This is a genomic window from Joostella sp. CR20 (assembly GCF_038433465.1).
Lineage (GTDB): Bacteria > Bacteroidota > Bacteroidia > Flavobacteriales > Flavobacteriaceae > Galbibacter.
Genome location: NZ_JAESVF010000001.1, coordinates 53,193 through 69,389, shown reverse-complemented (window position 1 = coordinate 69,389; position 16,197 = coordinate 53,193). Strand labels below are relative to the sequence as shown.

Genomic DNA, 16,197 nt, shown 5'->3' with positions numbered 1-16,197 from the left:
ACTACAGTAGTATTTATTTTCTAAATTTTATACTATTTTTAATAATTATACTTGTTTTCCCATCTGTTTTTTAGGAAATCTCTAAGCGCATTCTCTCTTTGATTGTTTCCTGGGGTGTAAAAAGTTTTATTTTGAAGTTCGTCTGGAAGGAATTCTTGCTGAACAAAATTGTTAGGATAGGCGTGTGAATATTTATAATCTTCGCCATACCCCAAATCTTTCATAAGTTTGGTTGGAGCATTTCTTAGATGAATAGGAACCGATAAATCTCCAGTTTGTTTAACAGTGCTAATTGCAGTATTGATAGCCTCGTAGGAAGCATTACTTTTTGCTGATGTTGCCAAATAGATTGCACACTGACTCAAAATGATTCGAGCTTCAGGATACCCAATAGTGGTAACTGCCTGAAAAGTGTTGTTGGCAATTACAAGCGCTGTTGGATTTGCATTCCCGATGTCTTCCGAAGCTGAAATAATCATACGGCGGGCTATAAATTTTACATCCTCGCCACCTTCAATCATTCTTGCCAACCAATAAACCGCACCATTTGGGTCGCTTCCTCGTATCGACTTTATAAATGCAGAAATGATATCGTAATGTTGTTCACCAGTTTTATCATAAAGCACCGTGTTTTTTTGCACCTTTTTCATTACCAAATCGTTGGTAATAATTACGCTTTCGGTGTTTTCTGAATTAATAACAAGCTCAAAAATATTCAGTAATTTTCTACCATCTCCTCCCGAAAGTCTAAGTAAAGCTTCGGTTTCTTTAAGGGTAATATTCTTCTTAGAAAGTATGCTATCTTCTTTTAAAGCTCTATGTAAAAGGGCTTCTAAATCATCTTTATCAAAAGCATTTAAAATGTAAACTTGACATCTAGAAAGTAGTGCTGGAATAACCTCAAAACTCGGGTTTTCTGTGGTGGCGCCAACCAAAGTAATCCATCCCTTTTCAACAGCGGCCAATAAAGAATCTTGTTGCGATTTGCTAAATCTATGAATCTCATCGATAAACAAAATAGGGTTTTTGGTTGTAAAAAGTCCGCCACTTTGCTTTGCTTTTTCAATGACTTCACGAATGTCTTTTACGCCACTATTAATTGCACTTAAAGTATAAAACGGACGTTTACTTTCCGTAGCAATAATGTTTGCAAGTGTCGTTTTACCTGTGCCTGGAGGTCCCCATAAAATTAAGGAGGGGATGTTGCCAGTTTGTATCTGGGCTGTCAACGAGCCATCGTTTCCGACAAGGTGTTTCTGACTTATGTATTGCGCTAAATTTTTAGGGCGGATGCGTTCTGCTAAAGGTTCATTCATACTCCAAAATTACAAAATTTATACGGTGTGCAGCTTCAATTTTGTATAAGTTCAAGTTGTTTGTTCTGCCAAAATATCAGTAAATTTAGTTTGGATTTAATTTTGATATAGTTGTTGTATGCAACAAAAAAGTACGCTACATTTTTCGCTCTGGATACTTATTTATCCGCTTTTCTTCGGACTTACCATCTGGACTGTGTATTGGTTTGAGCTTACTTTTGGTCACGATTTTAGGGAATTTGGTATTTATCCACGAACACTAAGGGGTTTAAAAGGAATCATTTTTAGTCCGTTTATACACAGTTCGGTAGAACACCTTTATAGTAACACGCTTCCGTTAATGATATTAAGCGCTACGCTGTTTTATTTTTATCAGAAGATAAGTTGGAAAGTATTGTTATTTGGTATTCTTCTTAGTGGTTTTTTTACATGGCTTATCGGGAGGCCAGCTTATCATATTGGCGCTAGCGGACTCATATATGTGTTGGTGAGTTTTATATTTTTTAAAGGAATTTTTACGAAGACAAGAAGGTTGGTAGCACTTTCGTTAGTAGTCGTTTTTGTCTACGGAAGTATGTTTTGGTTTATTTTTCCGGTGGAAGATAAAGTTTCATGGGAAGGACATCTTTCTGGTTTTATAGTAGGATTGATGTTCGCTTTGCTTTTTAAAACGGAAACATTTCAGAAAGAAAAGTATGATTGGGAGCGAGCCGATTTTAATGAAGCCGACGATCCTTTTTTAAAACATTTTGATGCTGATGGGAATTTCATTGAAAATATTGAAGAAATCACTCAAGAACCTCAAAATCCTCCGTTAGAGGTGATTTATCATTATAAAAATACAAATAACTCAGTTGGCTAGGTATAATATATAGGTGAGTATATTTTTAGATAAAATCAACCTATTTAAAAGTCAAAACTCGTAAATCAACAACCTACAATCGCTGTCTTACAGCTTCATATAAAAACGCACCACATGCTACTGATACGTTAAGCGATTGAATTTCGCCAAGTAACGGAAGTTTTGCTTTTTGATCGGCAATTTTTAATATAGAAGGAGATATTCCAACATCTTCAGCACCCATAATAATTGCAGTCGGTAATGTAAAGTTGGCGTCGTAAAGGGTGTCGTTAGTTTTTTCGGTGGCAGCCACTACTTGAATACCCGATGCTTGCATATGGAAAACAGCATCTTTAATATGGTCAACTTTGCAAATAGGCACTTTAAAAGCAGCTCCCGCTGATGTTTTTACAGTATCGGCATTTATTGGTGCAGCTCCTTTTTTCTGAATGATAATTCCGTGTACGCCTGTACATTCTGCAGTACGAATAATAGCTCCGAAATTTCGAACATCTGAGAGTTGATCTAACAATAAAAATAGGGGAGTAACACCCGATTCTATTGTTTGTAGAATAAGGTTTTCTATATCGTGAAATTCGATTGGAGAAATATTGGCAACTACCCCTTGGTGATTACTTTTAGTAAGTCTATTCAACTTTTCTACAGGAACATACGAAGTATTGATTTGTTCTTTTCTGATAAGGGTTTCTAGTTCTTGAAAAAGACTTCCTTTTAATCCTTTTTGAATAAAAATTTTATCAATAGTTTTTCCTGCTTGAATAGCTTCAATAATAGCTCTAATTCCAAATATTTGGTAGTTGTTTTCCATGTGACAAATGTACATAAAAAAACCACCTCTTTTGGAGGTGGTTTATGTTTTATAATATCAATTAAATTAGTTGATATTTGGATTGTTTTGAATTTCCAATTGAGGAATTTCTAAACTTAATCTATCATCGTCATAAGAGAATGATTGATTTGGGAACGACAAGTGGTTTGGACCTCTTGTGATTGTAGCTTTGTTACGTTTCATAGCTAAGTAGCTTTTTCCTTCACCCCAAAGTTCAATTCTTGTTTGTAGGTAAATTTCGTCTAATAAAGCTTGACCTGATAATCCATCTAAGTAAGAAGAATCGTCAACTCTTTCGTCCATTAATACTTTAAGCATTGCAATTGCATTTGCTTCATCTCCTGTTTTAGCAGAAACTTCAGCATTTAATAAATACATTTCAGCAATTCTCATATACACATAATCTGTTTCGATGTAACGTTGTCCACCGATAACTCTAGCAGGATCATAGAATTTGTTGATTGGCGCTTTTTGCCCTATTTCGTATACATCTACAAACTGTTCTTTACGAACATCATCTTCTGGGATTGCATCATACAAACCATCATCGATAGATTTTACGTCTCCAACCCAAGCATAGCTATAGGTAAACACGTCAACTTGTCCCCACCAAGAAACTAGGTCAAGACCGTTGTCTAATGTTAAATCGATTCCCCACATCCATCCTGGTTGTGTAACGCTGTTGAAACCTCCTAAAGCTTCATCGGCAGTTGCGATTTGGAATCTTCCACCGTCGATAATTTCTTTAGTAAGTGTTTTAGCTTCAGCATTGTTTCCGATAGCAGCATGTGCGTATGCCAACAATCCTTTTGCTACGTCTTGATCAATTTCACTTTTATCTGTACGAGAAAAAGTACTTAGTAAACTTACAGCATCTTCTAAGTCGCTAATAATTAAATCGTACACATCTGAAGCAGGAGATAATGGTTGGTTTGGTGCTTCAGTATCAGTATAAATTGGTAAAATAGGAGTAGAAGCGTCATATCCTTCAGAAAAAAGGTTTGCTAGGTAAAAGTATGCATATGCACGCATAGCTTTAGCTTGCCCCATGAAGTGTTTTGCTTCATCAGTTTCTGGAGTTGCATCATTACCTCCAAATGCTCCAATAACGTTGTTCGCTCCGAAGATAATTCTGTAGTAATATCTCCAAGGCTTGTAGTTGTCAGTATCAGTAAAGTCGATTGTTGATTGTAACTGAGAGATTCCAGAATACCAACCGTAGTTTAAAGCTCCTAAAACCATATCTCCAGATAATAAATCTGAATAGATATCGTATCCTTTTTGTCCGAAATCATCATGGTCTAAGTTTGTACCTCCAGAACCAGTAATGTACATCGTTGAATAAAGTCCAGAGACGTTTGCTGCTTGTAACCCTGGGTTTAGCTCAGAAGCGTCTGCGATTTGATCTGCAGAGATGAACTCTGTAGGCTCAGTCTCCAAGAAATCGTCGCTACAACTTGCAAAAGTTAGAGCTCCTGCAAGTGCTGTTAAAAATATTTTAGATTTCATCTTTGTCATTTTTTAATTAAAATTTAGCTCTTATACCAAATGTGATTGTAGATAGTGGTGCATATTGGTACCATCCTGTAGTACCTGCTTCACTTGCAGTTGGATTAAATCCATCACGCTCAGAGAATAAAAATAAGTTATCTCCACTTACCCAAAATTCCATATCTGCAAGTCCAATTTGCTCGATGTAATTTTTAGGGATTTGGTATCCAAAACGGATGTTATTTAAGCTTAAATAATCAGCTTTTGTTAAGAATCTAGTTGAAGCGGAAGAGAAGTTTGTATCTCCATCAGCGTTACTAGATAATCTAGGAACATTTGTAATGTCTCCTGGTTGTTGCCATCTGTCAAGAATATCTACGTGGTAGTTAGCGTTACCTACTTGGTCGTTACTCATTAATTGAGCGTAAACAAAGTCGTAAGAATATCCACCAATTCCGTATAAGAATTGAGCGCTTAAGCTAAATCCTTTGTACCCTGTTGATAAACGGAAAGCTCCACGTACATCTGGAATAGCAGATTTACCAACATATTTTTGAGTAGCTTCTTGATAAACAGTTGTAGTTGTTTGTCCGATTGCATTTGCACGCTCTGGATTTGCAGCTAAATAATCTGTCATAGAAGAAATTGCATCTTCATCAGCTTGACGTTGACCATCACCATTAGCATCGTAATAGTATTGGTTCCACATTGCAGATCCTGTAGCAGAATCTACACCAGCCCACTCTCTTAAGTAGAAATCGTAGATAGAATGTCCTTGAGATTGCCCGAAGTATCCATCAATGTTTAATACTTTTTCTTCACCTGTTGCTGGATCGATTGGCATTTGAGTTAACTCATTTGTTAAAACCTCTCCGTTTACTCCAAAGTCTAAGTAGAAATCTTTAGTTTGAACGATGTGTGCTTGTACATCAAATTCTAAACCACTGTTTCTTAATTGACCATCGTTTACTTTGATTGTTGCATATCCTAAAGATGGACCAACTCTTCTGTCAAAAATTAAATCGTCTGTATTTTTAACGTAGTAGTCAACAGCAACATCAAGGAAGTTTCCGATTCCCATTTCAACTCCTGTTTGGAACATTTTTGATGTTTCCCAAGTTAAATCTGGGTTACCTTTAGAATCAAATGCTAAAGAGATGTTTCCGTTTAAGTTACTAGACTCGTATAAATCGTAACCAGGGTAGTAACCAACACCACCTTGCTCACCAATAATACCGTAACTAGCTTTAAGCTTTAAGTTGTTGAAGATATTTTGGCTTTGCATAAAGTCTTCGTTTGAAATAACCCATGCAGCACCTAACGATCCGAAAGTTCCCCATTTATCATTTAAGAATCTTGAAGATCCATCACGACGAATAGTTCCTGAAATAAAGTATTTTTTATCGAAATCGTAGTTGATTTGTCCGAAGTAACTCTCTAATGTATAATCATTAGTGTAAGATGTTGGAGGGTTAGACCCAACAGCATTGTTAAACTCAGTTCCGTCTGGATCTACTAAGTTAAATTTAGAAGCAGAAAGGTATTTTTGCTCCCAAGAGTTAGCCTCGTGTGCTACTAAAGCTTCAAAACTGTGGTTGCCCCATTGGTTTTTGTAGCGTAATAAGTTTAAGATATTGTAGCTGAAAAGTTCAGTTTTAGATTTAAAAATAGATCCATTTTGACTAGCGCTAGATCCGTAGAATGGATTTCCTTGGCTATCATAACTGTTGTTGTAATACTGAAGACCTATACGGTTTTCAAAAGTTAAATGATCTGAAAATTTAAAATCTAAGTTTGCACTACCATTAATTTCATGGCGTTTTGCATTACTAGTGCTGTAGTATGAATCTGCAATTGCATTTGTCAATGCACCAAATCCACGTCCGTTTTCACCGTAGTCGTATTGAGGACCACCATAAATTGGATCTTCAACAATGTTTCCATTTGCATCTCTTAAGTATAAAGGATAGATAGAAGGAATGTTATCTACAAACCAGAAAACACTTCCAGAATCTGAAGACTGACCATTGTTGTTTGTATCAGAAATAGCATATCCTAAGTTAACAGAACCAGTTAACCAATCTTTAACTTGGTGATTTAAATTTAAACGTGTAGAAATACGCTCAAAGTCAGAATTGATTGAGTATCCGTTATCTTTTAAATATCCAAATGAAGTATAGTAACTTGTTTTTTCGTTACCACCACCAATTTTTAAGTTAGCTTCCGTACGGTTTGCTGGTTGGAACGCGTAGTCTTCCCAGTTTTCAGGTGTGTACTTTCTTGTTACACCTTCTCTTACTTGACGTGTAGCAGGATCGATTAATTCACCTCCGTTTGCTACATTCCACATATTGTAGAATGAAGAAATACCGTTATTGCTAAAAAGGTTAGCGTTAGCATATGCTTCAGGATCTTGTCCGTTGATGTTACCTTTGTTGTAAAGACCTTCCCATGCAAGTGCGATGTATTGCTCTGGAGATTTGATAGTCTTTGCACGAGGAATTAAACTCATGTTCTGACCAGTTTTTGTCTCTACTTCAATGTAAGCCTCTTGACCTCTACCATTTTTAGTAGTAATTACAACAACCCCATTTGCTCCACGTGCACCATAAATAGCTGTTGCAGATGCATCTTTTAAGATGGTAGTCGATTTAATATCCGCAGGGTTTAATGAACTGATGTTTCCTACAAAAGGAACTCCATCAACAATGTAAAGTGGGTCTCTGTTTCCGTTTACAGAACCATAACCACGAATACGGATTGTAGCTGCTTGTCCAGGCTGCCCAGTAGTGTTAATAACACGTACCCCAGCTGCTTCCCCAGCTAAAGCTTGAGAAATGTTTGAAACACTTTTCTTGTCAATAGCTTCAGCATCTACAGTTGTAGCTGTACCTGTGAATGATTCTTTTGTTGCAGTACCATAACCAACAACAATTACTTCGTCAAGCGCTTGTGCGTCTTGTGCTAGAGAAATACTAATTGTATTTGAAGCACCAACTGAACGCTCTTCTGTTTTTTGTCCAACGAAAGAAAAAACTAAAACGTCTCCAGTGTTGGCATTGATAGAATAGTTTCCATCAAAATCTGTTTGCGTACCGTTTGTGGTACCTTTAATTACAACGCTCGCTCCAGGTAATGGTAGACCATCTTGGTCTGTAACAACACCTGTTACGGCTTTTTGTTGTGCAAAAGTTAATTGCACAATCAACGCTAGGATTAGCGTCAAAAATCCACTAAACTTTGATCTCATTTTATAAATTTATTTGAATTAGCTCGCACGAAAGTGGTAATTATATGTTAAACAAACAAAGCCAGATGAGAATATAGGCTATATGTGTTTATTTTCTATTTTGCGAATTATTCTCTTTTAATTATGAAATATTAAATATTTCTCATGAGATTTGTTAATTACATTTTTTTAGAGTTCACAAATTATGTTAATTGGTGTTTTTAATTTTATTGTGTTAAATATGATTTTTAAATGTTAAATTTTTAAGATTGTTGTTTTGTTTGGTGTTTATCCATAAAAAAAACCACCTCTTTTGGAGGTGGTTTTTAGATATTCTAAAATAAATTAGAATTATTCATTAACTGGAGCATCTGTAGTGTCCCAGAAAAGTTTTGTTGTTTGTTCGTCTCCACCGATTGCTTCGGCAGCAGCCTCCCAACTAGTTCCGTTTAATGTTAATTCATTAATTGGGTATGTGTATCTAGTAGGAACTGGGTTTCCAGTATCAGCAGGAAGGTTGAATGTAGGAGTGTCATATTTTCTCCAAACTGTCCAAGCTTCAAAACCTCTGTTGTACATAGCTAACCAAAATTGATTTCCAATTTTTTCTTTCCAGTCTGCACCGGTTGCAGTAGCGTATGCTACTTCTGGTTTTGCTAAATACTCATCAACTCCGTCAACTCCCCAATATTCAAAAGAAGCTGTAATTCCGTTGTTGTAGTTTTCTTCAACTGTTCCTGTTACTGAGTATGATCTAGCAGCTGCTTCAGCTAAATAGAATGATACTTCAGAGAAATCTAATAATACTCCAGGGAATGTAGGCTCGTGTAAGCTTGGTCCGATGTGAGTAAAGTTAGAGAAAGTGTTACTGTCTCCGTAAATACCACCTACGTAAGTATCTTCTCCCATATTGCTATCAAAATAAACAGCTCTACGAGGATCTTCAAGGTCGTTCATAAAATCTACTAAAGTATTAGCAGGAACGAAATCTGACCTTCCAGATTGTACTAAATCTACCCATAATGGGTTGGTGTTTGGTGTAGCTCCTTGGTATTCGTAAACTGCATTATCGCTATTTGAAGTGAAAACTCCAGCGGCTACAGCAGATTCAACAGTTGATTGCGCTAAAGTAGCGTTTACGTCTGTTAAACGGATACCTAATCTTAATTTTACAGAGTTAGCAAACTTTTTCCAAGCAGCCATATTTCCTCCGTAAAGATTGTCGATTCCGAATCCAGTTCCAGTAAGGTTTGGAATAGCAGCATCGATTCTTGTGATTAAATCTGAATAGATTGTAGCAGCGTCATCGTAAGCTGGTAACGGGAATTGCTCTGCGTCTAAAGCTTCAGTATAAGGAATGTTTCCGTAAGTATCTACTAATTGTTGGTAAGTATATACCATTAATACTTCTGCTTGTGCTACTCTCGCAGCTTTTTCAGCAGCAGATAATTCAACGTTTGCTTCTGCAACTTCTTTAGCTGTTTCTAGATCTAACAATACGTCTCTGTACATTTCAGACCAGTGGCTCTGAGGAATGTTTCTGTTTGTTAAATCGTAGTTAGCCTCATCTATGTATGTAGTTTCAGTCCAATGCTGACCTAATAATCTAAATACATTTAAGTTAACGTTTGTACTTGTCATTTGGTCAACTAAGCTCTTTTGAGCATTGTTGAACAAGAAGTCTGAATCTACTTGCGTAGGATTCTTTGGGTCTCTGTTGTAGTTCTCGTACTTGTCGTCTGACTGACAAGAAATTAGAGTTACTAGAGATATAATTGTTAATGCTATTTTTTTCATAATTATTTTTTTAGAACTGTAATTTAAGACTTGCTCCTATTTCTCTAATACTTGGGTATGCACCTGATTGGTATCCTTGGATATTACCAGAACTTAAACCAGCCTCAGGATCTGCAAATGGAACGTTTTTGTCAATGATCCATAAGTTTCTTCCGATTAAAGAGAATGATGCAGCTGTAAATGGAAGTTTATCTAGCATTTTATCGCTGAAGCTATAAGTAATGTTAGCCTCACGTAATTTAATGTATCCAGCGTCATATACGTGTGCAGAGTTTGTAGCTCTAGCATAACCCCATGGGTTTGCGTATGTTGATGCGTTTGCTCTAATATCGTTTGGAGTACCATCTTCTTTAACACCTGGTAAAATTACACCACCACTAGTAGCGTCATTTGTTACAGGGTTTCTTACAGGGTTTCCTAAGTCGTTTGTTCCAGCAGTGAAGTCATAAAGACCTGTTGCGTAACCATACCATGTGTCAAGAGAGAAGATATCTCCACCTTTTTGCATGTCGATTAAGAATCCTAAACTAATGTTTTTGTAAGAGAAAGTGTTGTATAAACCAGCTTTCCAGTCTGGGTTGATATCTCCAATAATAGAGTTACTAGCAGATTTTAAGTAGTATCCGTTGCTTCCTACAACACGGTTTCCGTTATCGTCATATACGTAATCTGTACCTCTAATAACACCCATTGGCTCTCCAACTGCAGCGTTAATAGAAACCCCTCCTTGTAAAGAAGCTAATTGTAAGTTCTCGATTCCGTCAGCTAAAGATAATACTTCACTTTTGTTTTTAGACCAGTTTAAGATCATGTTCCATCTAAAGTTTTCGCTTTGGATTGGAGTCAAGTTTAACTGTACCTCAAAACCTTTATTTTGAATTGTACCAGCGTTTAATAATGCTGCTGCATATCCTGTAGAGTTTGATACAGGAACACTAGTAATTTGATCTTTGTTTTTAGTATCGTAGTAAGATACGTCGAATCCAACACGTCTGTTAAACATAAACATTTCAAGACCAACCTCCCAGTTTTCTTGCTCTTCTGGTCTTAAGTTAAGGTTTTGTTTAGTTGAGTTGTTTGATGCTAAACCTCCGTTAAATGGAGTTCCAACTGTGTATGTGTTAAATACTCTGTATGGGTCTGTATCAGAACCTACAGTTGCGTAGTTAGCTCTTACTTTACCGAAAGATAACCAGTTGCTTTCGATTAATTCAGAGAAGATTAAGTTTCCTGTTACAGACCAGTAGAAATATCTGTTGTCTGATTTTGGAAGCGCAGAAGAACGGTCTGTTCTTGCTGTACCTTCAATATAAACTGTGTTGTCGTACCCTAAACTTGCTCTAGCATATAAACCATCTACCATTTTAGTAGCGTCATATTCAGTTGGAGCTTCTAGTGGACTTACACTGTTTGATAAGCTGTAAAGACCTGCAAGGTTTAATCCTCCATTTGTTTGAGCGTAGATTGAGCTCCAGTCGTTTCTTCTTAAGTTAAAACCAACGTTACCGTCTAAGTTTAATTTTTCAGTTAAATCTTTGTTTACGTTTAACATTAAGTCGTAGTTGTATTCAGAAACATTGTTGTTGTATCTGCTGTATTTAGATACATCTGCACTTCCTACGTTAATTCTTTCTTCTTGTAAACTAGCAGAAGTATCATACGTAAATCTACCTAAAACACTTAACCAATCATTAATTTGGTAATCTAAAGTTACGTTTCCGTAGAATCTATTACGTGTATCTGTCTCGTAGTTTTCGAAGAATGTCCAATATGGGTTATCAGAATAAATTGGAGATAAATCGCTAGGAGAGTTTGGATTCCAAGTGATGTTTTCTCCAGTTGCGAAATAAGCTTCTTTTTGCTCTTTAACGTCTACGTTAGTTTGGAACCATTGTCTAAACTGTTGCATTACGTTTAATGAAGAGTATCCTGTTCCGTAGCGTCCTTTACCGTCTGTTTTAGCAAAGTTAAAAGTAGTTGTTGCTGTTAACTTGTCTGTTAAGTTTAATGATCCAGTAAAGTTTAACGTGTTTCTTTTAATTTCACTATTTGGAAGGTTACCTTCTTGGTTTAGGTTTGTGTAACCTAATCTGAAAGATCCTTTGTCAGATCCACCGTCAAGAGAAACAGAGTTTACCATAGTTCCAGCCGCACTCCAAATGTAGTTTGGATCGTTTTCAGCAGCAACCCATGGCGTAGCTTTTTGGTAAGTATCTCCAAGTTGTGGGTAGATACTGTTCCATTGGTATACCATTTTATTAGGATCGAAAGCAGCACCGTAAGATGCATCTTCAGTAAATGGAGTTGTTAAATCGTCAATACCATCTCCATTGATATCGTCTAATAAGAAGTATCCGTCAGCAGAGTCATAATATGGACCATATCCAGCTCCATATTTTTTCTGATACGTTGGAAGTGTAGTTTTGTCAGCAGTACCCATAGTAAAACTTGAGCTTACTGTAACTCCAATTCCTTTTTGTTTTCTACCTTTTTTAGTAGTAATCATTACAACCCCGTTTGAAGCTCTAGATCCGTAAAGCGCTGTTGCAGCAGCACCTTTAAGAACGTTGATACTTTCAATGTCGTCTGGGTTAATGTCTGATGCTCCGTTACCGTAGTCATAACCACCTCTACCACTTTGTTGGTCAGATGTGTTAGTTACGTCATTGTTAATAGGAACTCCATCAACAACAAATAAAGCTTGGTTGTTTCCAGCGATAGAACTGTTACCTCTAATTACAACTTGAGTAGATCCACCCATTGTTCCAGAAGGTTTAATATTCATTCCGGCAACTTTACCAGATAAAGAGTTAACGAAGTTTTGAGACTTCACGGTAGAAACCGCATCTCCTTTAACTTCTTGCGTAGCATAACCTAATGCTTTCTTTTCTCTTTTAATACCAAGGGCAGTTACAACAACCTCGTCTAATGCTTGTGCATCTTGAGATAGCGTAACATCTATAGTATTAGAAGCGCCTACAGTTCGTTCTTCGCTTTTTTGTCCAACAAAAGAGAATGTTAAGATATCTCCAGTGTTAGCTTGGATGGAGTAGTTTCCATCAAAATCAGTCTGAGTACCATTTGCGGTACCTTTAACTACAACATTCGCTCCAGGAAGTGGCAGTCCATCTTGGTCTGTGATCACCCCTGTTACGGTTTTTTCTTGTGCAAAAGTTATTTGCACAATTAACGCTAGTATTAGCGTCAAAAATCCACTAAACTTTGTTCTCATTTTATAAATTTATTTGAATTAGCTGATGCGAAAGTGATAAAAACATGTTAATATTCCAACTTTTTTCTCATAAAATGTAAAATTACTGTTAATAATAATCAAAGATTTAATAGTTAATGTTATAAAATCAATAATTCGTAATTTCAGCTTCTTATTTTGAGAAATGTGTATTTCGTTGCGGTTTATGATGCTTTGTTTTGTCATTTTGTTGAAAAATGTTCTTTATAAATATTGTGTAGTGATTTGTTTTTTGTGCTATTTGTTTTTCGATTTTATTGAAAATTAATTGTTTAAGGTTTGATTTATTCAAATATATCATTACCTTTGCCACCCTTTTAAGCGAGAGGTGTGTCTAGTTTGTAGCTGATCATCAGGGTTTTAAGGGGAATTTTAATTAATAAAACATAATTATTGTTTAGTAGATTATGCCAACAATTTCACAATTAGTACGAAAAGGAAGAGCCACAATTACTAAGAAGAGTAAATCGGCTGCTTTAGATTCGTGTCCTCAAAGAAGAGGGGTTTGTACGCGTGTGTACACTACTACGCCTAAGAAGCCAAACTCAGCTATGCGTAAAGTAGCAAGGGTTCGTCTTACCAATGGTAAAGAAGTGAATGCTTACATCCCTGGAGAAGGACACAACTTACAAGAGCACTCGATAGTATTAGTAAGAGGCGGAAGGGTAAAAGATTTACCAGGTGTTAGGTATCACATTGTTCGTGGTGCTTTAGATACAGCTGGTGTTCAAGGAAGAACGCAACGTAGATCAAAATACGGAGCAAAACGCCCTAAGAAGTAATTAAAACTTTTAACAAGAAGACATGAGAAAAAGACAGGCCAAGAAAAGACCTCTTTTACCAGATCCAAGATTTAATGATCAGTTAGTGACGCGTTTCGTTAACATGATGATGTGGGATGGTAAAAAGTCGGTAGCATTCAAGGTTTTCTATGATGCAATTGATATCGTAGAAGAAAAAAAGCAAGACGAAGAAAAAACTGCTTTAGAGATTTGGAAAGATGCATTGTCTAATGTTATGCCACATGTAGAGGTGAGAAGTCGCCGAGTAGGTGGGGCTACATTCCAAATCCCAATGCAAATTAGACCAGATAGAAAAGTATCGATGGCTATGAAGTGGTTGATTGGATATTCTCGTAAGAGAAACGAAAAATCAATGGCTCAGAAGTTAGCTGCTGAAGTTTTAGCTGCTGCTAAAGAAGAAGGAGCTGCAGTTAAGAAAAGAGTTGATACTCATAAAATGGCTGAAGCAAATAAAGCATTCTCTCACTTTAGATTTTAGTAAAAAAATAAAATGGCACAAAGAGATTTAAAATATACAAGAAACATAGGAATTGCAGCTCACATTGATGCTGGTAAAACAACAACAACGGAGCGAATTCTTTTTTATACTGGAGTTTCTCATAAAATAGGAGAGGTGCACGATGGTGCTGCTACTATGGACTGGATGGAGCAAGAACAAGAAAGAGGTATTACAATTACTTCTGCAGCTACAACATGTACATGGAGATTCCCTATGGAGAATGCTAAAGAAACTGATGAAACTAAAGGGTATCACTTTAATATTATTGATACTCCTGGTCACGTTGACTTTACTGTAGAGGTAAACCGTTCTTTACGTGTATTAGATGGATTAGTTTTCTTGTTTAGTGCGGTTGATGGTGTTGAGCCTCAGTCTGAAACTAACTGGAGATTAGCAGATAACTACGGTGTTCCTAGAATTGGTTTCGTTAACAAGATGGACCGTCAAGGGTCTAACTTCTTAAATGTTGCTAATCAGGTAAAAGAAATGTTAGGTTCAAACGCAGTGCCTATCGTTTTACCAATTGGTGATGAAGCTGATTTTAAAGGAATCGTAGATTTAGTTAAAAACAGAGCTATTGTATGGCACGAAGATAACTTCGGTTCTACTTTTGATGTGGTAGAGATTCCTGCAGATATGCAAGACGAAGTAAAAGAGTACCGTGCTAAATTAATCGAAGAGGTTGCTGAGTATGATGAAAGTCTACTTGAAAAATTCTTCGAAGATGAAAATTCAATTACTGAAGAAGAAATTCACGCAGCTTTAAGAGCAGCGGTAATGGATAGAGCAATCATTCCTATGATTTGTGGTTCTTCTTTCAAAAATAAAGGTGTTCAGTTCTTATTAGATGCTGTTTGTCGTTACTTGCCTTCGCCAGTAGATAAAGATGCTATCGTAGGAACAAACCCAGATACTGGAGCAGAGGTTAAAAGAAAGCCGTTAGTAGACGAGCCTTTTGCTGCTTTAGCATTTAAAATTGCTACCGATCCTTTTGTTGGTCGTTTAGCATTCTTCCGTGCTTATTCTGGTAGATTAGATGCTGGATCTTACGTGTTAAACAACAGATCTGGTAAAAAAGAGCGTATTTCTCGTATTTACCAAATGCACTCAAACAAGCAAAACGCAATCGAATATATTGAGGCTGGAGATATCGGAGCAGCTGTAGGTTTTAAAGATATTAAAACTGGAGATACGCTATCTGATGAAAAAGCGCCAATCGTATTAGAAAGTATGGATTTCCCAGATCCAGTAATTGGTATTGCTGTGGAGCCTAAAACAAAAGCAGATGTTGATAAAATGGGTATGGCTTTAGCTAAATTAGCTGAAGAAGATCCAACATTTACAGCTAGAACTGATGAGGCTTCAGGACAAACAATTATATCTGGTATGGGTGAGCTTCACTTAGATATTATTGTTGACCGTCTTAGACGTGAGTTTAAGGTTGAAGTTAACCAAGGTCAGCCACAGGTTGAGTATAAAGAGTCTATTACGCAAAAAGCAGAACACAGAGAGGTTTATAAAAAGCAATCTGGTGGACGTGGTAAATTTGCGGATATCGTATTTACACTTGAGCCAGCTGAAGAAGGTAAACTTGGACTTGAATTCGAATCTGTAATTAAAGGTGGTAACGTTCCTAAAGAATTTATCCCTTCAATTGAGAAAGGATTTAAAGAAGCAATGAAAAATGGTCCGTTAGCGGGTTATGAAGTAGATGCTATGAAAGTAACGTTAACTGACGGTTCTTATCACGATGTGGATTCAGATCAGTTATCATTCGAATTGGCTGCAAAATTAGGATTTAAAGCTGCTGCAAGAGCTGCAAAAGCTGTAATCATGGAGCCAATCATGAAATTAGAAGTGTTAACTCCTGAAGAAAACATGGGAGATATTGTAGGAGATCTTAACCGTCGTCGTGGTCAAGTTAACAACATGAGCGACAGAGCTGGATCTAAAGTAATCAAAGCTAGTGTTCCGTTATCAGAAATGTTTGGATATGTAACTTCGTTACGTACCTTATCATCTGGTAGAGCAACATCTACAATGGAATTCTCACATTATGCTGAAACACCTTCAAATATAGCTGAAGCTGTAATTAAAGAAGCAAAAGGAGTTGAAGCTTAA

Annotated in this window: 10 protein-coding genes; 4 read left to right on the top strand and 6 right to left on the bottom strand. The window is 36.6% G+C overall.

Going from position 1 to position 16,197, the window contains the following annotated elements:
* Positions 1-38: 38 nt before the first annotated feature.
* Entirely contained in the window at positions 39-1,316 is a 1,278-nt protein-coding gene (locus tag JMA43_RS00345; protein ID WP_342153787.1) for a replication-associated recombination protein A, read from the bottom strand.
* A 118-nt stretch (positions 1,317-1,434) separates the two neighbouring features.
* Between JMA43_RS00345 and JMA43_RS00340 the strand changes: the two genes are divergently transcribed.
* Positions 1,435-2,178, top strand: a complete 744-nt coding sequence (locus JMA43_RS00340) for a rhomboid family intramembrane serine protease (RefSeq protein WP_342153785.1) — start codon at positions 1,435-1,437, stop codon at positions 2,176-2,178.
* A 73-nt stretch (positions 2,179-2,251) separates the two neighbouring features.
* Here the strand turns inward: JMA43_RS00340 and rlmB are convergent, their stop codons facing one another.
* The 5 genes from rlmB to JMA43_RS00315 form a co-directional block, all read right to left on the bottom strand.
* Positions 2,252-2,986, bottom strand: coding sequence for a 23S rRNA (guanosine(2251)-2'-O)-methyltransferase RlmB (gene rlmB, locus JMA43_RS00335; protein ID WP_342153783.1), 735 nt, complete (start codon positions 2,984-2,986; stop codon positions 2,252-2,254).
* Positions 2,987-3,052: 66 nt separating this feature from the next.
* Positions 3,053-4,516, bottom strand: coding sequence for a RagB/SusD family nutrient uptake outer membrane protein (locus JMA43_RS00330; RefSeq protein WP_342153781.1), 1,464 nt, complete (start codon positions 4,514-4,516; stop codon positions 3,053-3,055).
* Between the two features lie 16 nt (positions 4,517-4,532).
* Positions 4,533-7,748, bottom strand: coding sequence for a SusC/RagA family TonB-linked outer membrane protein (locus tag JMA43_RS00325; protein ID WP_342153779.1), 3,216 nt, complete (start codon positions 7,746-7,748; stop codon positions 4,533-4,535).
* Positions 7,749-8,078: 330 nt separating this feature from the next.
* The gene (locus tag JMA43_RS00320; RefSeq protein WP_342153777.1) at positions 8,079-9,524 is read right to left on the bottom strand and encodes a SusD/RagB family nutrient-binding outer membrane lipoprotein; all 1,446 of its coding nucleotides are present in this window, start codon (positions 9,522-9,524) and stop codon (positions 8,079-8,081) included.
* A 10-nt stretch (positions 9,525-9,534) separates the two neighbouring features.
* Entirely contained in the window at positions 9,535-12,756 is a 3,222-nt protein-coding gene (locus JMA43_RS00315; protein ID WP_342153775.1) for a SusC/RagA family TonB-linked outer membrane protein, read from the bottom strand.
* Between the two features lie 425 nt (positions 12,757-13,181).
* On the opposite strand from JMA43_RS00315, the gene rpsL reads away from it, so the two are divergent.
* The 3 genes from rpsL to fusA are packed head-to-tail and all read left to right on the top strand — an operon-like array spanning position 13,182 to position 16,197.
* Complete coding sequence (gene rpsL / locus JMA43_RS00310; RefSeq protein WP_143954394.1) at positions 13,182-13,556, top strand: 30S ribosomal protein S12; 375 nt, start codon at positions 13,182-13,184, stop codon at positions 13,554-13,556.
* A 22-nt stretch (positions 13,557-13,578) separates the two neighbouring features.
* Positions 13,579-14,055 (top strand): 30S ribosomal protein S7, encoded by a 477-nt coding sequence (gene rpsG, locus JMA43_RS00305; RefSeq protein WP_342153771.1) that lies wholly within the window; start codon positions 13,579-13,581, stop codon positions 14,053-14,055.
* A 12-nt stretch (positions 14,056-14,067) separates the two neighbouring features.
* Positions 14,068-16,197, top strand: a complete 2,130-nt coding sequence (gene fusA, locus JMA43_RS00300) for an elongation factor G (protein WP_342153769.1) — start codon at positions 14,068-14,070, stop codon at positions 16,195-16,197.